The sequence below is a fragment of the Lactobacillus sp. YT155 genome, assembly GCF_030504545.1.
Lineage (GTDB): Bacteria > Bacillota > Bacilli > Lactobacillales > Lactobacillaceae > BQUT01.
Window position 1 is genome coordinate 17942 of the sequence record NZ_JAUKWP010000004.1, and the last position, 12837, is coordinate 30778.

At 34.4% G+C, this 12837-nt stretch carries 13 protein-coding genes; 3 read left to right on the forward strand and 10 right to left on the reverse strand.

The window, feature by feature from the left end:
• Nucleotides 1–11: 11 nt before the first annotated feature.
• Nucleotides 12–2291, reverse strand: a complete 2280-nt coding sequence (recJ, locus tag Q2T76_RS05350; protein ID WP_302084501.1) for a single-stranded-DNA-specific exonuclease RecJ — start codon at nucleotides 2289–2291, stop codon at nucleotides 12–14.
• 42 nt (nucleotides 2292–2333) lie between these two features.
• The gene (locus Q2T76_RS05355; protein ID WP_302084502.1) at nucleotides 2334–3116 is read right to left on the reverse strand and encodes a class A sortase; all 783 of its coding nucleotides are present in this window, start codon (nucleotides 3114–3116) and stop codon (nucleotides 2334–2336) included.
• Nucleotides 3117–3251: 135 nt separating this feature from the next.
• Between Q2T76_RS05355 and galE the strand changes: the two genes are divergently transcribed.
• On the forward strand, nucleotides 3252–4244 hold the full coding sequence (gene galE / locus Q2T76_RS05360; RefSeq protein ID WP_302084503.1) for a UDP-glucose 4-epimerase GalE: 993 nt from the start codon (nucleotides 3252–3254) through the stop codon (nucleotides 4242–4244).
• Nucleotides 4245–4271: 27 nt separating this feature from the next.
• On the opposite strand, the gene Q2T76_RS05365 is transcribed toward galE, so the two are convergent.
• The 7 genes from Q2T76_RS05365 to pnuC all read right to left on the reverse strand — a co-directional run bounded on the left by Q2T76_RS05365 (nucleotide 4272) and on the right by pnuC (nucleotide 10036).
• Nucleotides 4272–5573, reverse strand: a complete 1302-nt coding sequence (locus Q2T76_RS05365) for a DUF4097 family beta strand repeat-containing protein (protein WP_302084504.1) — start codon at nucleotides 5571–5573, stop codon at nucleotides 4272–4274.
• Between the two features lie 2 nt (nucleotides 5574–5575).
• The gene (locus Q2T76_RS05370; RefSeq protein ID WP_302084505.1) at nucleotides 5576–5911 is read right to left on the reverse strand and encodes a PadR family transcriptional regulator; all 336 of its coding nucleotides are present in this window, start codon (nucleotides 5909–5911) and stop codon (nucleotides 5576–5578) included.
• A 101-nt stretch (nucleotides 5912–6012) separates the two neighbouring features.
• Nucleotides 6013–7635, reverse strand: a complete 1623-nt coding sequence (locus Q2T76_RS05375) for an ABC-F family ATP-binding cassette domain-containing protein (protein ID WP_302084506.1) — start codon at nucleotides 7633–7635, stop codon at nucleotides 6013–6015.
• A 113-nt stretch (nucleotides 7636–7748) separates the two neighbouring features.
• Nucleotides 7749–8480, reverse strand: coding sequence for a 3-oxoacyl-ACP reductase (locus Q2T76_RS05380; RefSeq protein ID WP_302084507.1), 732 nt, complete (start codon nucleotides 8478–8480; stop codon nucleotides 7749–7751).
• Nucleotides 8480–8704 (reverse strand): DUF2829 domain-containing protein, encoded by a 225-nt coding sequence (locus tag Q2T76_RS05385; RefSeq protein ID WP_302084508.1) that lies wholly within the window; start codon nucleotides 8702–8704, stop codon nucleotides 8480–8482. The genes Q2T76_RS05380 and Q2T76_RS05385 overlap by 1 nt, the downstream gene beginning before the upstream one ends.
• Nucleotides 8704–9195, reverse strand: a complete 492-nt coding sequence (locus tag Q2T76_RS05390) for a QueT transporter family protein (RefSeq protein WP_302084509.1) — start codon at nucleotides 9193–9195, stop codon at nucleotides 8704–8706. Before Q2T76_RS05390 ends, Q2T76_RS05385 begins: the two co-directional genes overlap by 1 nt.
• 94 nt (nucleotides 9196–9289) lie before the next feature.
• Nucleotides 9290–10036 carry a nicotinamide riboside transporter PnuC gene (gene pnuC / locus Q2T76_RS05395; protein ID WP_302084510.1) on the reverse strand — a complete coding sequence of 249 codons (747 nt, stop codon included), beginning with the start codon at nucleotides 10034–10036 and terminating at the stop codon, nucleotides 9290–9292.
• Between the two features lie 265 nt (nucleotides 10037–10301).
• Between pnuC and Q2T76_RS05400 the strand changes: the two genes are divergently transcribed.
• Both Q2T76_RS05400 and Q2T76_RS05405 read left to right on the forward strand, forming a co-directional pair.
• Nucleotides 10302–10457, forward strand: coding sequence for a hypothetical protein (locus Q2T76_RS05400; protein ID WP_302084511.1), 156 nt, complete (start codon nucleotides 10302–10304; stop codon nucleotides 10455–10457).
• A gap of 54 nt (nucleotides 10458–10511) precedes the next feature.
• The gene (locus tag Q2T76_RS05405) at nucleotides 10512–10964 is read left to right on the forward strand and encodes an ASCH domain-containing protein (protein ID WP_302084512.1); all 453 of its coding nucleotides are present in this window, start codon (nucleotides 10512–10514) and stop codon (nucleotides 10962–10964) included.
• A gap of 20 nt (nucleotides 10965–10984) precedes the next feature.
• Here the strand turns inward: Q2T76_RS05405 and lepA are convergent, their stop codons facing one another.
• Complete coding sequence (gene lepA / locus Q2T76_RS05410; protein ID WP_302084513.1) at nucleotides 10985–12811, reverse strand: translation elongation factor 4; 1827 nt, start codon at nucleotides 12809–12811, stop codon at nucleotides 10985–10987.
• Nucleotides 12812–12837 lie beyond the last annotated feature (26 nt).

The following is a 12837-nucleotide window of genomic DNA, read 5'->3' on the forward strand; positions in this document are numbered from 1 at the left end:
CTTTACTCCAATTATTGTTGATTAAGCCAATTTAGTAGTTCTTGATAACTTACATTTACTAACAAGTTTCCTACTTCATTACGCTTCAATCGTTTTTGGTAAAAAACTGAAGATTCCAGTTTTTTGTTTTTGTCTATTGGTTGATTAATGACAACTCCATTTTCAATTTTAACAAAACCAAGCTCAAAAAACACATTAATATAGAATTTTAGGTTGTTTAAATCAATATTAAGATATTTTGCAATAACCGAATAATCTTCTTCTTTAATTTCTGAATGAGTTAAGAAGTATTTCAAAGTATCATGAAGTTCTTTTTGATTTGGTTGTAACTGATAGGTATATTTCAATCGCGAATAAAATAAAAGATAAATTTTTTCAGCATTTTGTTGTTTAATAAACTGCTTAAAATTATTAATATCATGAGGGCGGTCAAAAACTAGTACTTCCGTTAACTCCGCCACTTGTGGGTTATTCCACATGTAAGCTTTTTGCACACTATTTTTTTGATTGAATAAGTCGAAATATGTTTTATTGAAAAAGATAATCGCAATACTAGCGTCTACTTCACTGATATCAATTTGACTATCACGCCAATCAACATACTTAGTGCTTAATCGGTCCCCTTGAATATCACAAATCATCAATTGCAGACTCTTCTTACCCATCCACTCATTGTCACCAACTTGATAATATGCATTATAAAGCGGAATATCTTTGATTAAATCAAAGTTCTTTGAAAAGCTGAATGCGATAAAATCAACAGTACTATTGTTTTGTTTTAACTTACCTTTTAAATGGCTCTTGTCACTACCAATATTTTTTTCATTAACAATTTCAATTTCACTAGATTTGAAAATTGGCTTAGGGTTGCCTTCACCAAATGGTGCTAAAATTTTGATATCGTTCATCATTGAAAAACTCAAATCTTTTACCGAAACTTCAAGGTCATACAACCTTTTCTTTGGTTCATCACTGTCAAAATTTTGTATACTTAATTCTTTTTGGATTTCACGAACGAAATTTTCGATTTGATCGGCTTTTATGGAAACTCCACAAGCTTGAGCATGTCCACCAAAACTAGTAAAGAACTCACGATACTTGTCTAAAGCATCATATAGATTGAAGTTAGCAGGAGCTCTTCCTGAGCCCTTATAGACATCTCCATCTCGAGTTAAGACTATTGTTGGTTTGTTGGTCTCATCAGCAATTTTACCAGCGGCAATGCCTAAAACCCCTTCATACCAATCTTCGCCGTATAAAATCTGAAAGCCTTCATTTTTATCCTCTAATTGAGCTTGAGCATTTAAGTAAACTTCGTCAGAGTATTGACGACGTAACTTATTAGTTTCATCAATTTTTGAAGCAATTTGTTTAGCAATCTCAGAATCACTAGCGGTCAACAAGTCGACTCCGATGTTGGCATTTTCAATTCTACCTAGCGCATTTAATCGAGGAGCAATTTGAAAACCAATTATCTCTTCATCAACGTTTTTGATGTCTAGTTTTGCAACTGAAAACAAAGCGTTCAATCCTAATCGGCTTCCAGTTTGAATTTGTTTGAGTCCATTAGCAACAATTGCCCGATTTTCTCCTTGTAATTCCACTACATCAGAGATGGAGCCAATAGCCGCCAAATCCATTAAATCAATTGGGGTTTCTTGTAACAATGCACTGGCAACTTTAAATGCTACACCAGCTCCTGAAAGGTTTTGACAAGTATACTCGTGACCAATAATTCGAGGATGAACAATCCCAACCGCCGGAGGTAATTCTTCTGGCAAAGTATGATGATCAGTTATAACTACATCAACGCCTTGTTCTTTAGCATATTGAACTGCTTCAAACCCACTAACGCCATTATCAACCGTAATAATTAATTGGTACCCTTGTTCGATTAATCTTTTGTAGACATCAATATTGGGCCCATAGCCATCTTGAAATCTATCAGGTATATAGGTATCGACGTTTCCACCAATGATTTCAATCGCTTCTTTCAAAATCGAAGTACTAGTTAACCCATCACTATCATAATCACCATAAATAATAATTTTTTCATCATTATCTAACGCTTGTTCAATTCTTTCGACAGCTATCTGCATGTCATTTAACTTAAAGGGATTATCAATTTTAGTTATTGATGTATCTAAAAAATCAGTTATTGATTCCTGAGTGTCAAAGCCACGACTTACCAGTAATTGTGTAGTTATAAGTGGTAGGTTGACCTCTTCACTCAGCTGTTTTTCTTGTTCACTATTAAGTTCTTTACGGAGTTGCCAATTTGTTTTATTCATAGAACTTATTATACCTTTTCAAAACAAAAAAAAGAAACCAGATTAATCTGGCATCTTTACATGCATATAGATAGCTAATCCAATGGAATCACTATCGTTTTTAGCGTCTTTTTTCTTTACAACTGTCTTAGTCTTACTGAAGACCTTCAAATTCTTCTTCGTTGCTTTTTCTACAGAAACTAAATTTCCTTGAATTGACCAACGATTAGTACCAGAGTCGGCACAAGTGATTAACGTAACCATCTTCTTACCTGGAACATCATCAATTACTTGGGTTTCGGTTGGTGCAATAACCTTCTTAGAATAAATCTTGTAAACATAGACCTTACTCATATCGGTTAAATATATTTTTTCACCAATTGGCGCTGATGGTAAATTAGAAAATAAAGGTGTCCAGTCAATTTCTTGACTACTATTTTTCTTATAGGCTTTATGAGTCAAATAGTGACCAGCGATCGCATAATTACCTTCACCCATAACCTCGTCTTTCTTCATAGTTCCACCACCAGAAGACAAGGCAGCATCGCTTAAGCCTTTAGAAATTGGCAAGGCAACTTTCACACTTGGTACAGCCATTTTTCCAATGACGTGCGCATCACCAATCATTCCGTTGTAGATTTCACCAGGTCCTAAAGAACCCACTTTTGAGAAATCAAATTCAGCCGACGCTGTCTGATTCTTCAAAACATCCGCTCTGGATAAATTTTCAACTTTATTTTCACTCATTTTATCAATAATGAAATGTTCAATTTGTTTATTAAAAACAAGTGCTAAACCTACAAGTACCAAAAGTACTATAAATAGATTAGTAAAAAATTTCTTCATATCTTTTAAATCCCCCGTCGAATTTCAAGTATCAATTTACCACAATTCTTACGAAATTAACAAAATTGTATCTCAAATGTTGTCAAAACTTAAGTTTAAGTATACGATTTAAGACATATTTAGGAGGTAATTTATATGTCTATTCTTGTAGTTGGTGGTGCTGGATACATTGGCTCACATACAGTTGATTGGTTGATTGATAACAATTATGAGGTTGTCGTGGTCGATAATCTTTCAACCGGTCATCAAAAAGCAATTAATCAAAAAGCAAAATTTTATGAAGGTGATTTACGAGACCGCGAATTCTTAAATAATGTCTTCCAATCAGAGAACATAGATGGTGTAATTCATTTTGCCGCCTTCTCTATTGTTCCAGAATCTATGAAGTCACCTTTAAAATACTATGATAATAATGTCTATGGAATGAACGTGCTATTAGAAGTTATGCATGAAAATAATGTTGATAAAATTGTCTTCTCATCAACTGCCGCTACCTTCGGAGAAGCTAAACATATTCCAATTACCGAAACTGATGAACAAATTCCTACTAATCCGTATGGTGAAACCAAACTAGCTATGGAAAAAATGATGCACTGGGCTGACTTGGCTTATGGCATTAAATTTGTCGCTTTGAGATATTTCAATGTTGGTGGTGCAAAGCCAACTGGTGAAATTGGTGAAGATCACCATCCTGAGACTCATTTAATCCCGATTGTCCTAGAGGTCGCTCGTGGACAGCGTGACAAATTAACTATTTTCGGTGACGACTATGATACCAAAGACGGCACCAACGTTCGTGATTATGTTCATGTAATGGATCTAGCTGAAGCTCATCGATTAGCATTTGAATATCTTCAATCAGGAAACGAAAGTAATAACTTTAATCTTGGCTCTTCTACTGGTTTCTCTAATCTAGAAATTGTCGAAGCAGTTAAAGAAGTTACCGGCAAAGATGTACCTTTAGAAATCGGTGATCGCCGTCCTGGCGATCCTAGCACCTTGATTGCTGATAGTACCAAAGCAAAAACAGTATTAAATTGGCAACCTCAATATGATAGTATTTCAAAAATTATTGAAGATGCTTGGAATTGGGAAACAACCCATCCAAACGGTTATGAAGATAAATAAAAAAGCCTCTCAATCGAGAGGTTTTTTTTATTGCAATTTAATCGAGCCATGATTGCTCTTACAATTAATTGTATATTTTGGATCAGTTGCATTATTAAGGAACCCTTGTGTGAAACTACGGCTTTGATATTTATAGTTAACAAAATCCATCTTGTTAGAAACACCACCTATTTTACTTTGTAAAACAAATTCTGCTTCCAAATCTTTAGGCACGGAAACTTTTGTTGAGCCATTATTACTTGAAGTAGTGATATTCCCTAAGACTTCTTCAAAATCTAATTTGATTGAGCCATTATTATTTTTGAACTCACCACTTCCAGTAATGTTACTGATTTTCATTGAACCATTTTTTGAACGAACTTCTAAGTCACCTTTTATTCTATCAACAACAATTGCGCCGTTGTTAGAAATTAACTTAGCTTCTTTGGTTGCTACTCGATTGAGTTTCATGCTTCCATTAGCGCAGAAAACATTTAATTTATCAATTTCAGCATTTTCAATCTTTGTTGCACCATTACTTGCAGTGATGGACAATTCGGATTTTGAATTAAGATTATCAATCCAGACATGGCCATTTTTGTTCATTAATGAAAACTTGTGAGCGTAGTTAGCAGGAATTCTAATTTCAATCTTAGTTTTCACATACCACATGATTGGACGATCACCTTGTTTAATATAAAGTTGATTGTCGCCAATTTCTGTAGATCTCAAGTAATAACGTGGATTGTCGCGACTCATATATTCATTAATTATTAATTCATCAGTTGCGGACTGACGAATATAAACCGGGTCATTGCTGTAGTTGATTACCAAGTCGTCAATTTTTTCGAGATCAAATTTTGCAGAATTTACCAAATCCATATTGGTAAAAATGTTGCCAGTATTATCTCTCCCTAAGGAAACACCGTCGTCGTCAACACGGAAGAATCCATCGCCCATATCAACACTACCATTTTCAATCTTTAGAAAACTGCCTAAATCAACTTTGTCCTCATCAGCGATTACTTTGTCACCATAAGTTATTTTGTCGTCTTTGATCGCAAATTTACCAATTTTTACAATGCTATCATCAACGTCGTGAGTTTTTTCTTCTTTTTCATCTTGGGTGACCTTTTGGAATTCTTCCATAAGCTCATCCATATCACCCAATCTTTTAAATGATTCGTCAATTGCTTCAGCTTCTTCTAAGCCTTCGTTTTGCTTATCAATAGCTATTTCGGTTAAATCAGCAATCAATTCTTCCTTTAGTTCAGTTAAATCATCTGAAGGTGTGTAATTAACAAACATTTTATCAATTCTAGTTCTGATTTTCGTTTCGATTGCATTCATATTTAAAGTCTCCCTTTAATAATTTGGTCAATTATTTTTTTTGCATAATCCCATTCGATTAAGTTAGCATCAAGTTGCTCGATACCTTTTTGAGTAATTTTGTAGTACTTTCTACGCGATCCAAGACTCTCGTCACCCCAATAGCTTTGAATTGCGTCATTTTTTTCTAAGCGACGAAACACAGTATATAATGTCGCTTCATTAAGCTCATATTGTCCATCCGTCAACTCTTGAACAGTCTTGGAAACTTGATAGCCATAGCTATCACCTTGATTCAATATGCTTAATATAATCATCTCCGTATTTCCACGGATAATATCTTTTGATATTGATTTCATGTCGACCTCCCGTTGATTACAAGTATAATTTATAACACACTACTGTGTGTGTCAAGGTATATTTAAAGATAAAAATAAAAACGCCTATTTCTAGACGTTTTTTAGTATAGTGCTTGAACTTGTTGCTGTAATTCGGGGTGGTTTAAAAATTCATCGAAGTTGGTATCAGCTCTTTCGACAACCCCTTTAGCAGAAACTTCAATCACATGATTAGCAACAGTTTGAATAAATTGGTGGTCATGAGAAGTGAAAACAACTGCCCCTTTAAAATCAATTAATCCTTCATTTAATGAAGTAATTGACTCTAAGTCCAGATGATTAGTTGGATCATCTAGAATTAACGTATTGGATTTTTGTAACATGATTTTTGAAAGAATACAACGAACCTTTTCTCCACCAGAGAGAACTTTAATTTGTTTTTCAACATCATCGCCTGAGAATAGCATTTTTCCTAAGAATCCTCTCAAGAAAGTATTGTCGTCTTCTTCCTTGCTAGCGAATTGTCGTAACCAATCTAAAATTGTTAATTGATCATTTTCAAATGCTGAGTTTGTATCCTTTGGTAAATAAGATTGAGTACTAGTAACACCCCAAGTGACTGTTCCACTATCAGGTTGCACTTCTCCGGCAATTATTTGCATTAAAGTAGTTGAAGCTAAATCACTACGAGAAGTAATAACTGCCTTTTCATCAGGCTTGACAGTAAAACTAATATTATCTAAAACCTTCACTCCATCAATTGTTTTAGAAACATTTTCGACTCTTAACAAGTCATTACCAAGTTCACGTTCAAAGTTGAATTTGATATAAGGATATTTTCTTGAAGATGGCTTGATATCATCTAGGGTGATTTTTTCTAATTGTTTCTTACGAGAAGTAGCTTGCTTGGATTTTGAAGCATTAGCTGAAAATCTTGCAATAAAATCTTGTAATTCTTTAATTTGTTCTTCTTTTTTGGCATTTTGATTAGCTTGTAATTTAGCAGCTAATTGGCTTGATTCCAACCAGAAGTCGTAATTTCCAACAAATAAAGTGATTTTACCAAAGTCGACATCACACATAGTTGTACATACTTGATTTAAGAAATGACGGTCATGAGATACGACAATCACGATATTAGGAAAATCAGCTAAGAAATTCTCTAGCCAAATTTCTGATTGCATATCCAATCCATTAGTCGGCTCATCAAGTAATAAAATATCGGGTTTTCCAAATAAAGCTTGTCCAAGTAAGACTTTAATCTTTTGACCTTCTGTTAGCTCGCTCATTTTGACATGATGTAAACTTTCATCAATCCCTAATTCTTGAAGTAATTGGGTAGCCTCAACTTCAGCATTCCATCCATCTAATTCAGCAAAACGTCCCTCAAGTTCTGCAGCCTTAACCCCATCTTCGTCACCAAAATCCGGTTTAGCATAAAGCGCATCTTTTTCCTGCATTACTTCGTGCAATTCCTGATGTCCTTGAATGACAGTATCGAGTACTTCAAAATCTTCAAAGGCATAATGGTCTTGATTTAAACTAGAAATACGTTCATTTTTATCAATTGAAATTGTACCTGAAGTTGGCGAAATTTCTCCTTCAAGCATTTTTAAAAAGGTAGATTTACCGGCACCATTTGCTCCAATAATTCCATAGCAATTACCAGTAGTGAATTTCAAATTGACGTCTTCATAGAGCTTCTTACCGCCAATTGTCAAACTCATATCATTAACTGTTATCATGAAAATTCCTCACTTTAACTATTGTTCAAAATAAAAGCCAGCAGCAATTGCTGTTGGCTTTTATAGCTTCATTCACTTTACCATACTTTTAACTAAAATATAACCTACTCAGATTATATTATCTTATCAATTGACCAACCACCATCAATAGTAATTGTTTCACCATAAATATATTGAGCCTTATCACTAGCTAAGAATAGTGTTAATTCAGCAATTTCTTTAGCCGTAGCGTATCTTTGTGCTGGCGTAGATTGCTTAACCATTTCAGCAATCTCACCTCCATTATTAAAATCAGAACTGTTCATGTTAGTCATCACTGCGCCAGGTGCAATACAATTAGCTCTAATTCCATTTTTAGCATAGTCGAAGTTCAATTGTTTCGTAAAACCAATCACAGCATGTTTAGAAGCTGTGTAGGCAGCTCCACCACCGCCAGCAATTTTTCCAGCAATTGATGCCATATTAATAAAAACACCAGATTGTTGTTTAATCATCAAAGGCAATAACTCTTTTGCAATTACAAATTGACTGGTCAGGTTAGTGTTAATAACTTGATTCCATTCTTCAAAAGAAGTTTGACTTATCGAATGATATGCATCCAAAATTCCAGCAGTGTTACAAACAATATCAATGGTAGTAATTTCATTCAAAACTTGCTTTAGAGCATCGACATTAGTAACGTCAGTTTGATAGAAAGAAAAATTTTGATTTTGAAGATCGCATTCATCCTTATCAATCCCAATTACACTGGCACCATTTTCTAGAAACAGCTTTGCTTGTTCGTATCCAATTCCACTAGCAACTCCAGTTACAAGTACCTTTTTTTGTTCTAAATTCAAATCCATTACTTAACAATTCTCCAATCATCTGCAAGAACATCACAAGATGTTGGTTGGAACATGTAATATTTAGGTTGTTCGTTGGTTTCAATCAAAATGTATTCTCCAATATCATCACCTTGATATTGAGAATTATTAACTATAAAAATCCCTACCTCACCAGACTGCCAACCATCACGGGTGATTTTTTTCCCATTTTTCATTTCTTTTAAGGCTTCTTCAAAATTCATTATTTTAACATCCTTTCAATATCAATTCTTTTACTAATTAAATAAATAATTATTGCGCCAATTATTAATGTTACCAACTCACCAATAGCTACAGTTAGATATGTCATCCAAAATGGTATTTTAGACACAATATGTAATTCCAGAGCTACTGTCCACATTGATACAGTACAAATGATTGTTGAAATCACCAATTTCATTTTAACTGATTTAATATATCTTCCCACAAAATAACTGATAGAAGTCATTAAAAGTGTTCCTAAAGTACCAAAAACCATGTCTATAACTCCGGTTGGTGAAAAGAAATTAACAATCAGACATCCAATGGTCAAAGAAAGAATATACTTTTTATCAAATATCGCAAAATGATTGAACATTTCACCAATTCGAAATTGAATTGGACCATAAGCCAGTCCGAAAGGGATTGAAATTAGTGAAACTGCAATATATAGTGCTGCCACAATGGCAGATTGAACCAAACTTTTTGTTTTCATAATTACCTCTAACTCGTCTATTATACAAAATAAAAAAACATATTTCAGATGAAATATGCTTTTTCGACTTATTTTATTGTTCGGGAATAAAATATTATCTGTTTTTGCGGAACCATTTACTATCAGTAAAGGCAACCACATCGTTTGCTAGATATAGCATGTAAGTAATCATAAGCACCCATACTGGATGACCATTCATCGCTGTTTGGATCCAGAGAGCCACACTCATGATTCCTTGTGCTGTCCAGAAGTAATAACTTGATCTGAATCTTCTAACAGTTAAAATAGCACCTGTTAATCCGATAGTTGCACTAATAGCATCTAGTAAAGCTTGTGGACTATCTAAGATAACTGTATCTAAGATATAAGTTGCTGCTAAAAATACTAAGAAAATTAGTGCTGTTTGCCAAATGTCTGTCCCTGTCATTTTACGAGGTTCATGATTTGACCATTTCTTTTGAAGCAAAATTGGAATATCCAATAAGATAATATATGCACCTTGCATAATAATATCAGAAAAATTCTTGGTAACTAGAGCTACGTAAATCAACATAACTGCTGAAACAAAGCCTAGAATACCATTAATAGGACGACCATTGGTGATAGAAACTGTACAACTGAAACCGATAATACCGGCAACGGTTGAAGTTATTGCTAAAGCATCAATGCCATGTCCTTGTACCAATCCATTGATAACTCCAATATATAATTGGAACAAAATACCAATGGTTAATAAAATATAACTTGCTGTGGTCCAGCCAGACATTTGGTCTTTGTACCAATGCCAACTAAACACACGTGTAAATGACGTTTCGTCATAATATTTTGATGAATTCTGCATTTCTCTAAATCTCCCTCACATTTAGAATCCCCTCGACCTAACCCAAGGTTTATTAAAGTTGTCCTTCTTCAACTGTGTTTACCCGAACTATATTCCATAATAACAAAAGTAAAATCTTTATCAACGATAAAAGTCTTCTATAAATTATTTTATAATTTGTTGAAAAAAATATTATAATTATGGCGTTATTTTATAATTTTCGTTGTATAATATATTTAGTAATTTAGTAACTGAATATAATTTTCGTGAGGATGGAGGCAGGAATATGTTTAGAACAGGAGACCAACCTGGTAAAGGTGGAACGTTTGAATGTCTTACTTGTAAGGAAGATATATTTTTGAAAAAAGGCCAACCAATACCTGAATGTAGTACCCCTGGATGTGAAGGTGACATCTGGGCACGAATATACGATAAGAATTAAAAAGGACTTTCCCCTAAGTCCTTTTTTTGTTATATTCCTTTAAAGGAGTTACTTATGAATTCAATAGAAAAATTTTGGGATGATTTTATTAATGAGAATTCCCAATATCGCAATTCCACTTACGTTGTTGATTACTTTGGAACAAAAGATGACGCCACAAAATTAGGCAATCTAATAAAGTCCCATATCAAAACTGCAACTTGTAGTGCCTACCCTCTATACGAAATAGATAACGAAGCAGCGCCGGAAGTGGGAACGATAACCTTAGTTACTGATAGTTCAAATCAACCGCTCTGTATCATCGAAAACACTAAAGTTTATGTTGAAAAATTTTCAAACATTACTGATAAACACGCCTATATGGAAGGTGAAGGAGATCGCTCATTTGACTATTGGCGAGATGTTCACGTTCGATATTTCCAAGAAGCTCTAGCAGACTACAATTTAGAATTCGATGAATCCCTTCCCCTTTTGTGTGAAGAATTCACTTGTATTTATCCAAAATAAAAAAGCCCGATAGGGCTTTTTTAATTCTCTTCATGCATTTTTAAAACAGACATAAATGCTTCTTGCGGAACTTCAACTCGTCCAACTGACTTCATTCGTTTCTTTCCACGTTTTTGTTTATCTAACAGTTTTGCTCTTCGATCAGGGTCACCAGTATGAATTTTAGCAGTAACATCTTTACGGTATGCTTTGACAGTAGCACGCGCTACAATCTTAGTTCCAATTGCAGCTTGAATTGGAATTTCAAAGTTTTGTCGAGGAATAATTGTCTTTAATTTAGCGGTAATTTCACGACCACGGTCGTAGGCAAAATCTTTATGAACAATAAAACTCAAAGCATCAACCTTGTCAGCATTCAACAAGATATCCATTTTAACTAAATCACTAACCTCATAACCTTCAATTTTGTAATCAAGTGATGCATATCCCTTTGTACTTGATTTCAAGTCATCAAAGAAATTAAAGATAATTTCGGATAAAGGTAATTTGTAGACCACATTTACGCGATATTTATCTAAATAGTCCATGGTAATAAAAGATCCACGTTTCTTTTGCGATAGTTCCATCACTGCCCCAACATACTCTTCTGGTACCATTATTTCAGCTTTTACAAACGGTTCCTCAATAGCAGAAATTTCTGAAGAGTCAGGCATTTCAGATGGGTTGTCAATTACGAGAGTATTTCCATCGGTAGTCTTAACATGATAATTAACTGAAGGTGCAGTCATGATTAAATCTAAATTAAATTCACGTTCAAGTCGTTCCTGAACCACGTCCATGTGTAAGAGTCCTAAGAATCCACAACGGAACCCAAAACCTAAGGCTTGTGATGATTCAGGCTCGAATTCTAAAGCAGCATCATTTAATTGCAATTTCTCCAATGCTTCACGAAGATCTTCATATTTTGCATTATCAACAGGATACATACCTGAATATACCATCGGTTGAATCTGACGGTATCCTTCAAATTGTTCGGCGGTTGGATTGTTTGCGAGTGTAACTGTATCACCAACTCGAGTTTCTTTTACTGACTTAATACTTGCGGTAATGTAACCAACATCACCCGCCATTAAATAATCTTTAGCCACTGCCTTAGGTGACATTACCCCTACTTCGGTTACTTCAAATTTCTTTTGATTACTCATAATCTCGATAGTATCGCCAGCTTTAACCATACCCTCTTTAACACGCACACTTAAAACTACACCACGATAACTGTCATATACTGAATCAAAAATTAAAGCTTTTAAAGGAGCTTCAATATCATCTTCTGGAGCAGGAATATCACTAACAATTCTTTCTAGTAATTCTGGAATTCCAATTCCTTTTTTGGCACTTACTTCAACTGCTTCACTGGCATCAATTCCAATCATATCTTCGATTTCTGCCTTTACTTTTTCTGGTTCAGCACTAGGTAAGTCAATTTTATTTATGACAGGTAGAATTTCTAAATCATTGTCGATCGCTAAATACGTGTTGGCAAGAGTTTGTGCTTCTACACCTTGAGCTGCATCCACAACTAATAAAGCACCCTCACAGGCTGCTAAACTTCTTGAAACTTCATATGTGAAATCAACATGCCCTGGTGTATCAATTAAGTGAAAGATGTAAGTCTGTCCATCTTTTGCTTGATAGTGCAATTCCACAGCATTTAGTTTGATAGTTATCCCACGTTCACGTTCAAGATCCATATCATCCAAGATTTGATCCTTCATGTCACGTTCGGCAACTGTATCTGTCAATTCAAGAATTCGATCGGCAATCGTCGACTTACCATGATCGATATGAGCCACGATTGAAAAATTACGAATTCTTTTTTGACGTTCTTTCATTTCATCAATGTTCATTCACTAAACTCCTTTAAACCTCTTTA